This is a genomic window from Gilliamella sp. ESL0443 (genome assembly GCF_019469165.1).
GTDB classification, from domain to species: Bacteria; Pseudomonadota; Gammaproteobacteria; order Enterobacterales; family Orbaceae; genus Gilliamella; species Gilliamella apicola_E.
Genome location: NZ_CP048263.1, coordinates 1,959,088 through 1,976,639, shown reverse-complemented (window position 1 = coordinate 1,976,639; position 17,552 = coordinate 1,959,088). Strand labels below are relative to the sequence as shown.

Annotated in this window: 12 protein-coding genes; 8 read left to right on the top strand and 4 right to left on the bottom strand. The window is 35.1% G+C overall.

Annotation, left to right across the window (positions count from 1 at the left end; genetic code table 11):
• The first annotated feature begins 24 nt into the window (after positions 1 to 24).
• The gene (gene purL, locus GYM76_RS08930) at positions 25 to 3,927 is read left to right on the top strand and encodes a phosphoribosylformylglycinamidine synthase (protein WP_220225257.1); all 3,903 of its coding nucleotides are present in this window, start codon (positions 25 to 27) and stop codon (positions 3,925 to 3,927) included.
• 60 nt (positions 3,928 to 3,987) lie between these two features.
• Here purL and GYM76_RS08925 read toward each other — a convergent pair whose 3' ends face one another.
• Both GYM76_RS08925 and aroB read right to left on the bottom strand, forming a co-directional pair.
• Positions 3,988 to 5,058 (bottom strand): 3-deoxy-7-phosphoheptulonate synthase, encoded by a 1,071-nt coding sequence (locus GYM76_RS08925; protein WP_220225256.1) that lies wholly within the window; start codon positions 5,056 to 5,058, stop codon positions 3,988 to 3,990.
• 248 nt (positions 5,059 to 5,306) lie between these two features.
• A complete protein-coding gene (aroB, locus tag GYM76_RS08920) occupies positions 5,307 to 6,386 on the bottom strand; it encodes a 3-dehydroquinate synthase (RefSeq protein WP_220225255.1) in 1,080 nt (359 codons plus the stop codon).
• 113 nt (positions 6,387 to 6,499) lie between these two features.
• On the opposite strand from aroB, the gene GYM76_RS08915 reads away from it, so the two are divergent.
• Both GYM76_RS08915 and glnB read left to right on the top strand, forming a co-directional pair.
• On the top strand, positions 6,500 to 8,107 hold the full coding sequence (locus GYM76_RS08915; protein ID WP_370632631.1) for an NAD+ synthase: 1,608 nt from the start codon (positions 6,500 to 6,502) through the stop codon (positions 8,105 to 8,107).
• Positions 8,108 to 8,130: 23 nt separating this feature from the next.
• Positions 8,131 to 8,469 carry a nitrogen regulatory protein P-II gene (gene glnB, locus GYM76_RS08910; RefSeq protein ID WP_034883030.1) on the top strand — a complete coding sequence of 113 codons (339 nt, stop codon included), beginning with the start codon at positions 8,131 to 8,133 and terminating at the stop codon, positions 8,467 to 8,469.
• Here glnB and GYM76_RS08905 read toward each other — a convergent pair.
• Positions 8,462 to 9,070 carry a hypothetical protein gene (locus GYM76_RS08905; RefSeq protein WP_220225253.1) on the bottom strand — a complete coding sequence of 203 codons (609 nt, stop codon included), beginning with the start codon at positions 9,068 to 9,070 and terminating at the stop codon, positions 8,462 to 8,464. The genes glnB and GYM76_RS08905 overlap by 8 nt on opposite strands.
• Before the next feature lie 367 nt (positions 9,071 to 9,437).
• Here GYM76_RS08905 and GYM76_RS08900 point away from each other — a divergent pair, with 367 nt between their 5' ends.
• On the top strand, positions 9,438 to 10,055 hold the full coding sequence (locus tag GYM76_RS08900) for a TfoX/Sxy family protein (protein WP_220225252.1): 618 nt from the start codon (positions 9,438 to 9,440) through the stop codon (positions 10,053 to 10,055).
• Positions 10,056 to 10,150: 95 nt separating this feature from the next.
• Here GYM76_RS08900 and rhlB read toward each other — a convergent pair whose 3' ends face one another.
• Positions 10,151 to 11,377, bottom strand: coding sequence for an ATP-dependent RNA helicase RhlB (gene rhlB / locus GYM76_RS08895; RefSeq protein ID WP_220225251.1), 1,227 nt, complete (start codon positions 11,375 to 11,377; stop codon positions 10,151 to 10,153).
• 153 nt (positions 11,378 to 11,530) lie between these two features.
• Between rhlB and trxA the strand changes: the two genes are divergently transcribed.
• The 4 genes from trxA to nrdD all read left to right on the top strand — a co-directional run bounded on the left by trxA (position 11,531) and on the right by nrdD (position 17,537).
• A complete protein-coding gene (gene trxA / locus GYM76_RS08890; protein WP_065734920.1) occupies positions 11,531 to 11,857 on the top strand; it encodes a thioredoxin TrxA in 327 nt (108 codons plus the stop codon).
• Between the two features lie 324 nt (positions 11,858 to 12,181).
• Positions 12,182 to 13,444: a transcription termination factor Rho gene (rho, locus tag GYM76_RS08885; RefSeq protein WP_034883026.1), complete on the top strand. Its 1,263-nt coding sequence runs from the start codon at positions 12,182 to 12,184 to the stop codon at positions 13,442 to 13,444.
• A 165-nt stretch (positions 13,445 to 13,609) separates the two neighbouring features.
• Positions 13,610 to 15,025 carry an NADP-dependent phosphogluconate dehydrogenase gene (gndA, locus tag GYM76_RS08880; protein ID WP_220225250.1) on the top strand — a complete coding sequence of 472 codons (1,416 nt, stop codon included), beginning with the start codon at positions 13,610 to 13,612 and terminating at the stop codon, positions 15,023 to 15,025.
• Positions 15,026 to 15,401: 376 nt separating this feature from the next.
• Positions 15,402 to 17,537, top strand: coding sequence for an anaerobic ribonucleoside-triphosphate reductase (nrdD, locus tag GYM76_RS08875; RefSeq protein ID WP_220225249.1), 2,136 nt, complete (start codon positions 15,402 to 15,404; stop codon positions 17,535 to 17,537).
• Positions 17,538 to 17,552 lie beyond the last annotated feature (15 nt).

The following is a 17,552-nucleotide window of genomic DNA, read 5'->3' as shown; positions in this document are numbered from 1 at the left end:
TTTTGCTTAAAAAGAGTACTTAGCATGAAAATTTTAGCTGGTTCTTCTGCTCTATCGACATTTCGTATTAATAAAATTCTATCCTCATGTCGTGAACGATCTATCCCCATTGTCAATATCGAAGCTCAATATATTCACTTTATCGATCTGATTGATGAACTGACTTCCGAACAGAGTTTAACCTTGGATAAGCTGTTACAATATGGTCCTAAAAGTGCGCAGATAAAGATAGAAAATCCAGCAAATAAAATACTCTTTTTAGTTACCCCACGCGAAGGCACTATTTCACCATGGTCATCTAAAGCCACCGATATAGCACATAATTGTGGACTATCACAAATACATCGAATAGAGCGTGGAATTGCTTATTATGTACAAGTTAGTTCATCCTTAACGGCAATACAACAAAATACTTTTCTTTCATTAATTCATGACCGAATGATGGAAACGGTATTAAGTAGCTTTGAGCAAGCTCAGCAATTATTTAAGACTGAACAGCCCAAACCAGTAACCATTGTTGATTTATTAGGAAAAGGGCGCAATGCTTTAGAAGAGGCTAATGTAAAATTAGGTTTAGCTTTAGCGCCGGATGAAATTGACTATTTAGTTGAAAGTTTCCAAAAATTAAACCGTAATCCTACAGATATTGAACTTTATATGTTCGGTCAAGCGAATTCTGAACATTGTCGCCATAAGATATTCAATGCTGATTGGGTGATTGATGGTATAAAACAACCAAAATCATTGTTTAAAATGATAAAAAACACCTTTGAAAATACGCCAGATTATGTGTCATCCGCTTATAAAGATAATGCAGCGGTAATGGATGGCTCAAAAGTGGGGCGTTTTTTTGCTGATTATGAAAATCGAACTTACGATTTTCATCAGGAATATGCAGATATTCTCATGAAGGTTGAAACGCATAATCACCCAACTGCAATATCTCCTTGGCCAGGAGCAGCAACTGGTAGTGGTGGTGAGATTCGGGATGAAGGTGCGACTGGAAAAGGCGCCAAACCCAAAGCAGGTTTAGTTGGTTTTTCCGTTTCAAATTTACGAATTCCTAATTTTGAGCAACCTTGGGAACAAGATTTTGGTAAACCGGATCGAATAGTGAGCGCCTTCGATATTATGATGGATGGACCTTTAGGTGGCGCTGCATTTAATAATGAATTTGGTCGTCCAGCATTGTTAGGTTATTTTCGTACTTATGAAGAAAAAGTAAACAGCTTTAATGGCGAAGAGGTCAGAGGTTATCATAAACCAATTATGTTAGCTGGTGGTATGGGAAATATCCGTCGAGAACATATCCAGAAAGGTGAATTTCCTATTGGTTCCAAACTAATTGTTTTAGGCGGACCAGCTATGAATATTGGTTTAGGTGGTGGTGCTGCGTCCTCAATGACTTCTGGGCAATCGGATGCGGATCTCGATTTTGCCTCGGTTCAACGTGATAATCCTGAAATGGAACGTCGTTGCCAAGAGGTCATCGACCGTTGCTGGCAACTTGGCGATAAAAATCCTATTTTATTTATCCATGATGTAGGCGCGGGAGGCTTGTCTAATGCTATGCCTGAACTTGTTAGTGATGGTGGCTGTGGTGGTCAGTTTGAATTGCGCAAAATATTAAGTGATGAGCCGGGGATGTCGCCTTTAGAAATTTGGTGTAATGAATCACAAGAGCGTTATGTATTGGCTATTCATCCGGAAAGCCTTGAGTTATTTGATGAACTTTGTAAACGTGAACGCGCACCCTATGCGGTTATCGGGGAAGCTACAATAAATAAAGCAGTAGTTTTACATGATGAGCATTTTAATAATAATCCGATAGATTTACCTTTAGATGTTTTACTTGGTAAAACCCCTAAAATGTTACGTGATGTAAAGTCAAGCCAAGCCGAAGGTGACCATTTTTCTACATCTGATATCAATTTATATGATGCAGTGAAACGAGTTCTGCATTTGCCGGTTGTAGCCGAAAAAACCTTTTTAATTACTATTGGTGACCGTTCGGTAACTGGCATGGTTGCTCGTGATCAGATGGTTGGACCTTGGCAAGTACCTGTTGCCGATTGTGCAGTGACAACAGCAAGTTTAGATAGTTATTATGGTGAAGCTATGTCAATGGGTGAACGCTCCCCTGTTGCTTTGCTTAACTATGCTGCATCAGCACGATTAGCTGTTGGTGAAGCAATTACCAATATTGCGGCGACAAACATTGGCGACATTAAGCGAATTAAGCTTTCGGCTAACTGGATGGCAGCCGCAGGTCATCCGGGTGAGGATGCTGGTCTTTATCAAGCAGTTAAAGCTATTGGTGAAGAACTATGCCCAACGTTGGGTCTGGCTATTCCGGTTGGTAAAGATTCCATGTCAATGAAAACAACATGGCAACAAAAAGGTGAACAAAAAACGGTAACTTCACCTTTATCATTAGTGATTTCGGCATTTGCTCGAGTTGAAGATGTACGTAAAACGGTTACGCCACAACTTCGCACCGATCAGGATAATCTATTGTTGTTTGTTGATCTCTCTAAAGGTCACCATGCTTTAGGTGCAACGGCATTGGCGCAGGTTTATCGCCATCTTGGACAAAGAACTGCTGATGTTCATGACGCTAAAGAATTAGCTGATTTTTATCAAGCGATACAAACGCTAGTCGCTCAAAATAATCTACTGGCTTATCATGATCGCTCAGATGGTGGGTTATTGGTTACTTTGGCTGAAATGGCATTTGCAGGGCATTGCGGTATTGATGTTGATATTCATTCTCTCGGTAGTGATGTGATTGCCTCGTTATTTAATGAGGAGCTAGGGGCAGTTATTCAAATTCGTGGTAGTGATTTAGACGAAGTCATGACATGCTTTAAGCATTTTGGACTGTCCCATGCGATTTATAAATTAGGCTCAGCTAAGGCCGGACAGCAATTTATTGTGCGTAATAACAGTGCTGTGGTATATAGCGAATCTCGATTAACCATGAGAATTTGGTGGGCAGAAACCACTTGGCAAATGCAGCGTTTGCGAGATAATCCAGCATGTGCTGATCAGGAGCATCAAGCCAAACAAAATGATGACGATCCGGGATTAAATGTTCACCTTACTTTTGATTCAGAACAAGATATTGTTGCACCATATATAGCCAAAGGTGTGAAGCCTAAAGTTGCAATTTTACGTGAACAGGGTGTCAACTCGCATGTTGAAATGGCTGCTGCATTTGCTCGAGCTGGATTTGAATCAATTGATGTCCATATGACGGATTTATTATCTGGGCAAGTGACATTGAATCAATTTAATACCATCGTTGCTTGTGGTGGTTTCTCTTACGGAGATGTATTAGGTGCAGGCGAAGGATGGGCTAAGTCTATTTTATTTAATGAACAAGTTCGCCATGAGTTTGAGCAATTCTTCCATCGTAATGATACTTTGTCATTAGGTGTATGTAATGGCTGCCAAATGATGTCAAATCTCAAAGATCTAATACCAGGTGCTGAGTTATGGCCTCGTTTTGTACGAAACGTATCGGAACGCTTTGAGGCACGCTTTAGTTTGGTCAAAATCCAATCAAGTCCTTCATTACTCTTTACTGATATGGCTGGTTCGCATATGCCTATTGCAGTTTCTCATGGTGAAGGTCAAGTTGAAACTAGAGATTTAGATCATTTAACTCGTTTAGAGACTTCAGGTTTAGTGGCAGTCAGGTATATTGACCATTTAGGAAAAGCGACAGAGCAGTACCCTGCAAATCCGAATGGATCACCAAATGGTATTACAGCTGTAACGTCAAGTGATGGTCGATCAACTATAATGATGCCACATCCAGAGCGAGTTTTTAGGACTGTAACCAATTCATGGCATCCTGATAATTGGGGCGAAGATAGTCCTTGGATGCGAATTTTCCGAAATGCACGTAAGCAACTTGGATAAAAAAATCGTCGACTTCTGTCGGCGATTTAGTTTCATAAAAATAATATAAACTTTAATCGGTTACTTTTGCCTATAATTTAGAGGCTCTGCTAAGTCATTGTTCATTTTTCGCAATAATTGCTCAGTTGTTTCAAAATTGATGCAAGCATCAGTAACTGATACACCATACTTAAAGTTTTCTTTTGGTTGTTCAGATGATTGATTTCCTTCAAATAAATTACTTTCGATCATGACACCAATAATTGAATTGTTACCTTGCTTAATTTGCTCAATAATTGAGTCAACAACAATTGGTTGATTACGGTAATCTTTATTTGAGTTGGCGTGACTACAATCTATCATTAAATTAGGCACTAATTTAGCCTTGTTCATTTGAACTTCACATAATGCAACATTTTCGGCATCAAAGTTAGGTGTTTTTCCTCCTCTTAGGATCACGTGACCATGTGGATTACCTAAAGTTTGTAATACCGTAACTTGCCCTTGTTGATTAATACCTACAAATCGATGTGCCATTGAGGCTGATTTCATTGCATTAATCGCCACATCTAAACTACCATCTGTACCATTTTTAAAGCCAACTGGCATGGATAATCCTGACGCCATTTCTCGGTGAGTTTGTGATTCAGTGGTTCTTGCACCAATAGCTGACCAGCTAATTAAATCACCGATGTATTGAGGTGTATTTGGATCTAATGCTTCAGTTGCAATTGGTAACCCGATTTTAGTGATATCAAGAAGTAATTTACGCGCTTTTTTTAAACCATGTTCAATATCGAAGGAACTATCCATATGTGGGTCATTGATCATGCCTTTCCAACCAACAGTAGTTCTTGGTTTTTCAAAATAAACACGCATAACGATAAATAAGTTATCTTTAACTTCATCAGATAGTTTTTTTAGTTTATGTGCATATTCAATTGCGGCTTCAGTATCGTGAATAGAACAAGGACCACAAACAATAAGTAATCGATGGTCACGACGTTCTAAAATATTAACAATAGTTTGACGAGATGAAGCAATTTGATTTTCTAATTCTGATGATAATGGATAAAGATTCTTAATTTCTTCTGGTGTAATTAACATGTGCTCATCTCTAATTCGAACGTTATTTAGTGTGTCTTTTAACATTTTATTTTCCTTGTTAAAATCATGCATATTTTTTATATGTAAAATATTGATTACATAAACACTTAATATGTAAACACAAAATTACGAAATAGTAAATTAAAATTTTACTTATTGTTAGATAAAATACAATATTAATTCGTAAACATTTATTTACATTTTAAGGGTTTAATTCAAATGAGTGGAAACAAATGTGTACGAATACTTGGATAAATTACAAGTACTCGTATATCAATGAGGATAAATAAGATTTAGATAGAAGATATTGCTTTTAATATTAATTGTTTATCAATAACATCAATGACTTCAACAGAACCTATTTTAGTCGGTAAAACTAATCTAATTTGCCCAAATTGTACTTTCTTATCTCGTAACATGTGAGGAATATAAGATTCATTTGGCATCTGTGTAGGTCTTTTTACTGGCAATTTAGCCTTAATTAATAACTTTTTAATCCGATCAAAATCTTCATCAGTAAATTTGCCAAGTAACTTAGCTGTTTGAGCTGCCATTAGCATTCCAACACTAACTGCTTCACCATGTAACCAATTCCCATAGCCAAGTTCAGCTTCAATTGCATGACCGTAGGTGTGGCCAAGATTTAATATAGCGCGCATATCTTGTTCTGTTTCATCAGCAGCGACAACCTGAGCTTTCAATTCACAACATCGATAAATACAGTAACTTAATGCATCGACATCTAAATTAAGTAAATCATCTATATGTAATTCTAGCCAATTAAAAAACTCACAATCCATTATAATGCCATATTTAATCACTTCAGCTAGACCTGCTGAAAGTTCTCTTTGTGGTAAAGTTTTTAAACAATTAATATCAATTACGACTGATTGCGGCTGATAAAATGCACCAATCATATTTTTACCTAGAGGGTGATTAATTGCAGTTTTACCACCAACGGAAGAATCTACTTGAGATAATAAAGTAGTAGGAACCTGTATAAATTTTATGCCACGTTGATATGCGGAAGCTGCAAAACCTGCCACATCTCCAATAACGCCACCACCAAGTGCAATAAGTATGCTACTGCGAGTATGATTGTTGGCCAGTAAAGCAGTCAAGATTTTATTCCAAGTTTCCATAGTTTTGTATTGCTCGCCATCAGGAACAATAATGAAATCAGTTTTGACCCCATGATCTTCAAGCATTTTAATTAATTGCTGTAAATAAATTGGAGCAATAGTGTCATTTGTAGCAATGAGGACTCTCTGGCCACTATGTAGTTTGAAATATTCAAATTGACTAAGTAAGTTTTCACCAATAGTGATAGGATAACTGCGATTATCTAACGCAACATTTAGGATCTTTTGCATAATTATTTCCAGATAAGTTCATGCCAATTTAATCTTTAATGTTAACGATAAAAAAGTGGCAGCGCAACTTAGAATCATTTAAACTTATTGGCAATTTTTTTCTGTAATGTTGAATTTATATGACTTTATCTTTCGTGTTAGCACAAAAAAATTGGCGTGTAGGTGATATTGAAGGTAATACTCAGCAAATCATTGAATTGATAAAAAACTATTCCTCTAATGATCTAATTATTTTATCTGAGCTTGCAATTTGTGGTTATCCTCCAGAAGATTTAATTTATCGCGATGATTTTAAAATTCGTTGTCAACAAGCTTTATTGACTATCAAGCAAGCTAGTCAACAATGTAGTGTTATTGTTGGTCATCCTCATTGGCAAGATGGAGTGGTTTATAATGCGTTATCATTGTTTTCTGAAGGACAACAAATAGCCTGTTACCATAAACAGCAGTTACCTAATTACGATGTATTTGATGAAAAACGTTATTTTAGTGCTGGTGAGCAAACATGTATTGTCAATTTTAAAGGTAAAAAAATTGGTTTATTAATTTGTGAAGATCTTTGGCAATGTGAGCCTATTGATCGAATTAGCGATCAGGGTGCGGATCTGGTTATTTCTATTAATGCTTCACCTTATGCTTATGAAAAACAGAAAAATCGCGAAGAACTTATAAAACAACATGCTTTAAGAACCGGCTTACCGATTATTTATGTGAATCAAATTGGTGGTCAAGATGAGCTTATTTTTGATGGTGGCTCATTTGTATGTGATGATAAAGGCAATATCGTTCATCAGCTCAACTTTTTTGAAGAACAAATTTCTATTTTTCATTTTGGACATAATTATAAACCAGTCGTTGATTCTAAAAGTGATCCATTAGCAAATGTTTATGATGCATTAGTTTTAGCGACTCGCGATTATATTACTAAAAATGGTTTTCAAGGTGCAGTATTAGGATTATCTGGTGGAATTGATTCCGCTTTAACATTGGCAATTGCAGTTGATGCTTTAGGTAAAGATAAAGTACAAGCGGTTATGATGCCGTTCAGATATACGGCAGATATTAGTATTGCTGATGCAAAAGAAGAGGCTGAAATATTGGGTGTTGAATTTGATATTATTTCAATTGAACCGATGTTTGATGTATTTATGTCTTCTTTAACGCCGATGTTTATGGGTACACAAAAAGATACAACTGAAGAAAATCTACAAGCGCGTTGCCGCGGTGTAATTTTAATGGCGCTTTCAAATAAACGTCGTAGATTAGTCTTAACGACAGGCAATAAAAGTGAAATGTCGGTTGGTTATGCAACACTTTATGGTGATATGGCTGGTGGTTTTGATGTACTTAAAGATGTACCTAAAACCATGGTATTTGCGTTATCTAAATATCGAAATAGTAGATCGCCTGTCATTCCTGAACGAGTCATTACACGCCCACCTTCAGCTGAACTTGCACCAGATCAAAAAGATGAAGATAGTTTGCCTCCATATGATATTTTAGATGGGATATTAAAAGGCTATGTTGAACACGATTTTTCCGTTGAACAACTAGTTGCGCAAGGTTATGATGAAACAACTGTAAGGCGAGTGATTAAATTAGTTGATATTAACGAATATAAAAGACGTCAATCAGCAGTAGGTCCTAAAATTACGACTCGTAATTTTGGTAAAGGTAGACGATATCCAATTACTTCTGCTTTTGGATTTAAGAATTGGTAATCTCGAATTAAGGGCAAAAAAATATGAAAAAAATTGAAGCAATTATTAAACCTTTTAAACTAGATGATATTCGAGAAGCTCTTGCTGATCAAGGAATTACGGGGATGACCGTTACTGAAGTGAAAGGTTTTGGTCGCCAAAAAGGGCATACTGAGCTTTATCGTGGTGCTGAATATATGGTTGATTTTTTACCAAAAGTAAAAATAGAACTTGTTGTCGCTGACGATATTTTAGAAACATGTATTGAGACTATCATGAAAACTGCTCAAACAGGTAAAATTGGTGATGGAAAGATATTTGTTTATAACGTTGAGCAAGTAATTCGTATACGTACTGGTGAAATGGATGAGTCAGCTATTTAACTTTATTGATTTGAATATCGGGACGTTCTTGCCTAAGTAGATTATTGGTGACAACGCCTTGAATCGAACAAATAAGGAGTTGCATATTATCACCTTTTTCAAGCAGTAATAACTTTTCGGTAGTATTTGGAGCTGGTATTGTTTTTACTCCAACTACTGTCCCTGTGTTTTTATGCCAAACCTGGATATCGTCAGTAATATTTCGAATTCTTGGATTGGCAATATACAGAAGATTATCTTCCATATTTTTCCACTCTAAAAAATCCAAACTTTCACGTATCTCATTCATATCATTATCAATGATGAATCCCCAGAAATAATATTTCCCCATCTTTTTCAAATCCATCGCACTATCATAATAACCGATAAGTTTTAAGTTTTTATATTGAATTGGCGTTTTGAAATAAATGAAGTTGTTGTTCGTGTCTGTGCGGTTTTCAACTGGAATATAAGCTTGATTATGATTAAAAATTTCAACATTAGTATGATTTTTTAATTCTTCTCTATGCTGATAGACATGATTAAAAAAGTCAGGGTTACAGGATGTCAATTCTTCAATCAGCGGTATTTTATCTGCTGATACGGCAAATGAACAAAACATAAAAAGTGAGACTATAACGTTTTTGAGCATGTTGATTGAAATTGACAAAAATAGATACCATTTAGTTAATTGTCTTTGATTGTATAATTATTACAACAGAATAACAATGTTAAACCGTTTTTTCTTTTTTTAAGAAATATTAAGATTTGACAAATATTTAACCACCAAAAAGGCCTTCAAATATTTTTAGAGCAAAAAAAATTTAATTAATCAAGTACAAATCAAACAAATATTCATTTATGGAAGACAGATCCCATATTTATTAATTAATGTTAATTAGTTGTTTTAATATTAATCAAATTAATATAGTTTAGCATAAACATATTAGTTAAAGTTATTTGAAAAGGTAAGTGAAAAGGGAATTTATATGCTTAAAACATTAGCAGTGAATATTAAACAGGAGTTTTCTTGCATTGAAGACATTTCATTAAGGTCATTTTTTGGAGGATTTAGTCTTAATAGTGAATCAGTTATGTTTGCTTGGGTCGATCAAAATGATGTTTATTTGAGAGCTCATGATAAATATCGTTCAATGTTTGTTGAACTCGGTATGCAACCACTTGATCTGGTATTTGATGGATCACATAAATTGCTTGATTACTATAAAGCAAGTGATGCGTTACGCCAAGATCGAAAAAAATTGCATGATATAGTGAAAATGGTCATTGAATATGCAAAACAAGATCTAGACGAAAAAGTAGCTAAATACCAGAGTCGTTTAAAATCTTTACCCAACATGACGGTTTCTTTGGAAAAATTGATGGTAAGCTCTGATATTACCGATATAGAAACATTTAAAGAAGTCGGTTATTTGGAAACTTTTTATCGAATAAAAAGTAAAAATCCAAAACTGTCAATTAATGTTCTGTTTGGTTTATATGGAGCCCTACATGATCGACATGTAGGAACATTATCATCCGAAACTAAAGAAGAAATTGAATTAGCTTATCAAAATTTCTTGAATACAAAACAAGATTTGATTTAATCAATTACTTTTTATAGGAAAATACCATCATTAAACTTAGTTTTTAATGATGGTATTAAATTCGATACTAATTAGGGATTAACCAACAATCTCTATTATGATGGTTTTCTACGAGTTGGTCTTTTGAATGGTTTAGGTGTTGGTAAATTAGTTAATAACGCCTGAGGATCATATTGACTAACAGGAATAGTGTGATCAATGGCTTTTTCAATAGCAGGTAAGTTTTGTGAATAACGTTCACAAGCTAATGAAATTGAATAACCTTCGGCACCGGCGCGTCCTGTACGACCTATTCGATGTCTATAATCATCACAATCATCAGGAAGATCATAGTTAAAAACATGGGTTACATTTGGGATATGTAAACCACGGGCAGCAACATCTGTTGCTACTAAAATATCAAGATCACCTTGGGTAAATTTATCAAGAATGGATAAACGTTTTTTTTGTGCGATATCACCAGTAAGTAGTCCTACTCGATGACCATCTGCAACTAAATGACGCCAGATTTTTTCGCAGGCAACTTTAGTATTAGCAAATACAATGCTACGGTCAGGCCACTCTTCTTCAATAAGGGTTTGTAATAGAGCTAACTTATCTTCGTTTGATGGAAAAAACAGTTCTTCTTTTATTCTGTGACCAATTTTTTGTTCAGGCTCAACTTCAACATATTGTGGTTCGTTCATGTATTCAAAAGCTAATTCACGAACATTGTGAGTTAACGTCGCTGAAAATAACATGGTTAGACGATTTTGTGGCGATGTCATATGTCTAAATATCCATCGGATATCACGGATGAAACCTAAATCAAACATACGATCCGCTTCATCTAGAACTGCAACTTGGATTGCACCTAAATTAATATAATCTTGTTTTGCATAATCGATGAGTCTCCCTGTGGTTGCAATTAATACATCAACACCAGCAGAAAGCATCTTTAGTTGCTTATCATAACCATCACCGCCATAAGCTAGTCCTAATTTAATACCTGTTTCTTCTGAAAGAGATTGAGCATCATTGTATATTTGTACAACCAACTCACGTGTTGGAGCAATAATGACAGCTCTTGGTTGATTAGATTTATGATCGGGCAATGGATCATTATTCAATAAATGATTAAATGTTGATGCCAAAAACGCAATCGTTTTACCCGTTCCAGTTTGTCCTTGCCCTGCGATGTCAATTCCTTTTGTTGTAAATGGCAATGTTTGTTCTTGAATTGGGGTACAGTAAACGAAACCTTTTTTCTCCAACGCTTTTATGACTAATGGGTGTAAGGGAAATTGATTGAAAGTTGTTTTTGTAAGATATGATTGAATCATTATTGTTTAGAATATAATTATCAGAATTCGGTAATTGTAGCATACTAAATACAACAACTTCACTAATAATTATGTTCTATTAAAATAATTACTAGCGGTAGGAATGAAAATATCCTAATATATTTTTAGACAAATTTTCTAGGAGATAATTAAATGAGTGATAACATTGTTGCACTTTCTGAAGCTACATTTGATAAAGTAATAAGCGAATCAACTAAACCAGTATTGGTTGACTTTTGGGCTGAGTGGTGTGGACCTTGTAAAATGGTTGCTCCTATTTTGGAAGAAATAGCTCCAGAATATGCTGATAAAATTATTATCGCTAAATTAAATGTTGAACAAAACCCGAATATTGCCCCAAAATTTGGGATTAGAGGTATTCCAACTCTATTGATTTTTAAAAATGGTCAAGTTGTTGCCACTCAAGTAGGTGCGTTATCAAAAGCACAACTTAAAGCATTTATTGATCCACAGCTTTAATTAATTGAAAAAATATAAATAATAAGCGTTTTATAACGCTTATTATTTTTTATTCCCAAAAATCGTAATTAAGTATAGACATACCTATAATTTTAGTGTAAATTGCTAATTTCTTACATAAACCCCTTTCAGCAATCCATTGTTTTTCTTGATAAAGTGGTTAAAATTCAATGCCCAAATACATAATTATCATCGAAAAAGCTGATTAATAAATTAATTTTATATATTGCTAGAAAGAAAATTTTTTATAAGTAAATGAAAGAAATATACAAAAATAGCAGTAATTGTAAACATATCAATTTTATCCTCAAGAATTTATAAACTATGAATTTAACTGAATTAAAAAACACTTCCGTTTCCGAGCTTGTAGCGCTTGGTGAGAAAAAAATGGGGCTTGAGAATCTTGCCCGTCTTAGAAAACAAGATATTATTTTTGCAATATTAAAACAACACGCTAAAAGTGGTGAAGATATTTTTGGCGATGGTGTACTTGAAATTTTGCAAGACGGCTTTGGATTTTTGCGTTCTGCAGATAGTTCTTATTTGGCTGGACCTGACGATATATATGTCTCTCCTAGTCAAATTAGACGATTCAATCTAAGAACTGGTGATACCATTGCCGGCAAAATTAGACCGCCGAAAGAAGGTGAGAGATATTTTGCTTTATTGAAAGTAAATGAAGTTAATCACGATAAACCTGAAGACGCTCGCAATAAAATCCTTTTTGAAAATTTAACTCCTTTACATCCTAATTCTCGCTTACGTATGGAGCGAGGTAATGGTTCTACAGAAGATATTACCGCAAGAGTACTTGATTTAGCTTCACCAATTGGTAAAGGTCAACGTGGTTTAATTGTTGCTCCGCCAAAAGCGGGTAAAACAATGTTATTACAAAACATTGCACAAAGCTTAGCGGTAAACCATCCAGAATGTGAATTAGTCGTATTGATGATTGATGAACGACCAGAAGAAGTTACTGAAATGCAACGTTTAGTTAAAGGTGAAGTTGTAGCTTCTACGTTTGACGAACCAGCAGCAAGACATGTTCAAGTCGCTGAAATGGTAATTGAGCGTGCAAAACGTTTAGTTGAACATAAAAAAGATGTCATTATTTTATTAGACTCAATCACTCGTTTAGCTCGTGCGTACAATACCGTTATTCCATCATCAGGTAAAGTATTGACTGGTGGTGTTGATGCTAACGCGTTACATCGTCCTAAACGTTTTTTTGGTGCGGCACGTAATGTAGAAGAGGGCGGTAGTTTAACAATTATTGCTACTGCTTTAATTGATACTGGTTCTAAAATGGATGAAGTCATTTACGAAGAGTTCAAAGGTACGGGTAATATGGAAGTACACTTATCACGTAAAATTGCTGAGCGACGTGTATTCCCTGCTATTGACTTTAATCGTTCAGGTACGCGTAAAGAAGATCTAATGACTTCACCTGATGAACTACAAAAAATGTGGATTTTGCGTAAAATCCTCAACCCAATGGGTGAAATTGATGCAATGGAATTCTTAATTGATAAACTTGCCATGACAAAAACTAATGATGAGTTTTTTGAAATGATGAAGCGTTCATAATTCGCTTAATTCCAAAGCATTTTAATTAAAATAATGAAAAAAAGCCGTATTATGTATTGATACGGTTTTTTTTATGGCAATATATAACTTATATTGTTAATAAGCGTTAAGGTAACAGTACCAAACCTTGTTAAGGTTATAGAGATTAAATAAAGGAGCCAAATTATGTCTAAACAGCAAATCGGTGTTATTGGAATGGCCGTTATGGGGCGAAACCTTGCACTTAATATCGAAAGTCGAGGATTTTCAGTATCAATTTATAATCGTTCTAAAGATAAGACAGAACAAGTAATGGCTGAACATTCTGATAAACGATTGGTTCCTTATTATAGTATTGAAGATTTTGTTAACTCATTAGAAAAACCACGGCGTATATTAATTATGGTGCAAGCAGGTAAAGGAACAGATGCCGTAATTGATGAGCTGAGACCTTTATTAGATAAAGGGGATATCATTATTGATGGTGGTAATGCTTTCTTTGAAGATACTATTCGTCGTAATAAAATGTTATCCGATGAAGGCTTTAATTTTATAGGAGCTGGTGTTTCTGGAGGTGAAGAAGGTGCATTAAAAGGACCTTCAATTATGCCTGGTGGTCAAAAAGAGGCATATGAGTTAGTTGCTCCGATTTTAGAAAAAATAGCGGCTAAAGCGAATGGTGAACCATGTGTGGCTTATATCGGCCCTGATGGAGCAGGACATTACGTTAAAATGGCGCACAATGGAATTGAATATGGTGACATGCAATTAATTGCAGAGAGCTATAGTGTACTAAAACATGTTGTTGGTTTAACAAATGATGAGCTTGCCGATGTGTTTGCTGATTGGAATAAAGGCGAATTAGACAGCTATTTAACTGAGATAACAGCGGACATTTTTAAATATAAAGATGAAAATGGCGATTATTTGGTCGATATGATCCTTGATGCTGCTGGTAATAAGGGTACCGGAAAATGGACAAGCCAAAGTGCATTAGATTTAGGTGAGCCTTTATCTTTGATAACTGAATCTGTATTCGCTCGCTATATTTCAGCGATTAAAGATCAGCGAGTAGCGGCATCAAAAGTGCTTGAAGGGCCGGAAAAATTAGCTTTTACAGGAGATAAACAAACTTTAATTGAAAAAGTACGTAAAGCACTTTATATGGGTAAAATTATCTCTTATGCGCAAGGATTTGCACAGTTAAAAGCTGCATCAGAACACTATAATTGGCAATTAAATTATGGTGAAATTGCAAAGATTTTTAGAGCAGGATGTATTATTAGAGCGCAATTTTTACAAAAAATTACCGATGCTTATACTGAAAATAACAATATTGATAACTTACTGTTAGCACCATATTTTCGTAAAACGGTTGAGGCTTATCAACAATCATTACGTGATGTTATTTGTCTAGCGGTTTCGCAAGGTATTCCTGTTCCTACTTTGTCGGCAGCAATAGCATATTATGATAGCTATCGTTCAGCTGTGCTACCTGCTAATTTAATTCAGGCTCAGAGAGACTATTTTGGTGCTCATACCTATAAACGTATCGATAAAGAAGGTGTGTTCCATACTGATTGGTTAAATATTGAATCTTAATTCTGATTAAGATTTGTTGTTGTATTCGATGTATGAGTGCAAAATCAGTTGCACTCATACAAAATTTATCCATCTTTTATATCCAATCTACCCAAGTTTTTCTCAAATTAATCATCGAAAGACTTGCAATTATTAGCGTTGGCCTTGTCAAGCAAATTTATTTTTTAAATAAACTAGAAAAACACAATATATGGTGTATAATTTACTAATATTTACTACATATAGTGTTTTCTAAAGCGATGTGAAAATCCGAGTTTATATCAAAAGACCCATATTTTAATAAAAAATCAATAGTTTTGAATAGCCACAACAACTATTAAGGTTGATATAAAACTCATGCCAAGCGCTAACTATTAATGAATATTGAGGAGTATATATGCCCGTAGTAATCAAACGTGATGGCTGTCAAACTGCATTTAATGAGGTTCGTATTAAAGACGCTATTATAAGAGCAGCTGTTGCGGCCAATGTTAATGACCCAGACTATTGTGCCTCCGTTGCTCGCGTTGTGACCAACCAAATGATGGATCGTGAAAGTGTTGATATCAATGAAATTCAAAATGTTGTTGAAAATCAACTTATGTCAGGGCCTTATAAAAAATTGGCAAGAACTTATATTGAATACCGACATGATCGTGATCGCGCGCGTGAAGAACGTAGCCGTTTGAATCAAGATATTCGTGGCTTAATAGAACAAAGTAACGTTGCTATTTTGAACGAAAATGCGAATAAAGATAGTAAAGTTATTCCAACTCAACGAGATCTATTAGCGGGTATTGTTGCAAGACATTATGCTAAACAATATTTGTTACCTAAAGATGTTTCTCGTGCACATGATTGTGGTGAAATTCATTATCATGATCTCGATTACGCGCCATTTTTCCCAATGTTCAACTGTATGTTAATTGATTTAGACGGGATGTTAACAAATGGTTTTAAGATGGGTAATGCTGAAATTGAGCCACCAAAATCTATTGCAACTGCAACTGCGGTAACAGCTCAAATCATCGCACAAGTCGCTAGTCATATTTATGGTGGTACAACCATTAATCGAATTGATGAAATTCTAGCAAAATTTGTGACTATCAGTTATCAAAAGCATAAAAAAGTTGCAGAAGAGTGGGATATTCCAAATCCTGAAGCGTATGCAGAAAGCCGTACGCAAAAAGAATGTTATGATGCATTTCAATCTTTAGAGTATGAAGTTAATACACTTCATACTGCAAATGGACAAACGCCTTTTGTTACTTTTGGTTTTGGTTTAGGAACCAGTTGGGAATCACGACTTATCCAAGAATCAATTTTAAAAGTGCGCATAAAAGGGTTAGGAAAAAATCATAAAACTGCAGTATTCCCAAAACTTGTTTTTGCTATTAAAGATGGTATTAACCATAAACAAGGTGATGCTAATTATGATATTAAACAATTGGCGTTAGAGTGTGCTAGTAAACGTATGTATCCAGATATTTTAAATTACGATAAAGTTGTTGAAGTAACTGGATCATTCAAAACACCAATGGGATGCCGAAGCTTTTTAGGTGTTTATGAAGAAGACGGACAACAAATTCATGACGGACGTAACAATTTAGGTGTAATTAGCCTTAATTTACCTCGTATTGCAATTGAAGCAAAAGGTGATGAAGCACGTTTTTGGGAAATTTTAGATAAACGTTTAAACCTTTGTAAAAAAGCATTGATGACGCGTATTGCTCGCCTTGATGGAGTAAAAGCACGTGTTGCTCCGATTTTATATATGGAAGGGGCGTGTGGCGTTCGATTGAAAGAAGATGATAGTGTTTCTGAAATCTTTAAAAATGGTCGTGCGTCAATTTCATTAGGTTATATAGGTCTACATGAAACACTAAATGCACTATACGGAAACCAAAACCATCCATTTGACAGTGAAACTTTACGCAAAAAAGGTATAGCAATAGTTGAACACTTAGCTAAAGCTGTTGACCAATGGAAGAAAGAAACAGGCTATGGATTTAGCTTATATAGTACACCAAGTGAAAATTTATGTGACCGATTCTGCCGTTTAGATACAGCTGAATTTGGTATTATTCCTGGAGTAACAGATAAAGGTTATTATACGAATAGTTTCCACCTCGATGTTGAGAAAAAGGTTAACCCATATGAAAAAATCGAGTTTGAAAAACCTTACCCAGCAGTAGCAAGTGGCGGATTTATTTGTTATGGCGAGTATCCTAACATGATTAATAATGTTAAAGCATTAGAGGATGTCTGGGATTACAGTTACACTCGTGTACCTTATTATGGCACTAATACCCCGATTGACGAATGTTATGAATGCGGTTATACCGGTGAGTTTTCATGTACTAGCAAAGGATTTGTTTGCCCTAGTTGTGGTAACCATGATTCGTCAAAAGTTTCTGTTACTCGCCGTGTTTGTGGTTATTTAGGAAGTCCTGATGCTCGTCCATTTAATGCCGGTAAGCAAGAAGAAGTAAAACGTCGAGTTAAACATTTGGATAATGGCCAAATAGGCTAAAAAATTAATTTTGTT

Coding starts and splice junctions, on each gene's coding strand:
- trxA (WP_065734920.1), top strand. CDS start 11,531: ATGAGTGATAACATTGTTGCACTTTCTGAAGCTACATTTGATAAAGTA.
- purL (WP_220225257.1), top strand. CDS start 25: ATGAAAATTTTAGCTGGTTCTTCTGCTCTATCGACATTTCGTATTAAT.
- nrdD (WP_220225249.1), top strand. CDS start 15,402: ATGCCCGTAGTAATCAAACGTGATGGCTGTCAAACTGCATTTAATGAG.
- GYM76_RS08900 (WP_220225252.1), top strand. CDS start 9,438: ATGCTTAAAACATTAGCAGTGAATATTAAACAGGAGTTTTCTTGCATT.
- aroB (WP_220225255.1), bottom strand. CDS start 6,386: ATGCAAAAGATCCTAAATGTTGCGTTAGATAATCGCAGTTATCCTATC.
- gndA (WP_220225250.1), top strand. CDS start 13,610: ATGTCTAAACAGCAAATCGGTGTTATTGGAATGGCCGTTATGGGGCGA.
- rho (WP_034883026.1), top strand. CDS start 12,182: ATGAATTTAACTGAATTAAAAAACACTTCCGTTTCCGAGCTTGTAGCG.
- glnB (WP_034883030.1), top strand. CDS start 8,131: ATGAAAAAAATTGAAGCAATTATTAAACCTTTTAAACTAGATGATATT.
- GYM76_RS08925 (WP_220225256.1), bottom strand. CDS start 5,058: ATGTTAAAAGACACACTAAATAACGTTCGAATTAGAGATGAGCACATG.
- rhlB (WP_220225251.1), bottom strand. CDS start 11,377: ATGATTCAATCATATCTTACAAAAACAACTTTCAATCAATTTCCCTTA.
- GYM76_RS08905 (WP_220225253.1), bottom strand. CDS start 9,070: ATGTTTTGTTCATTTGCCGTATCAGCAGATAAAATACCGCTGATTGAA.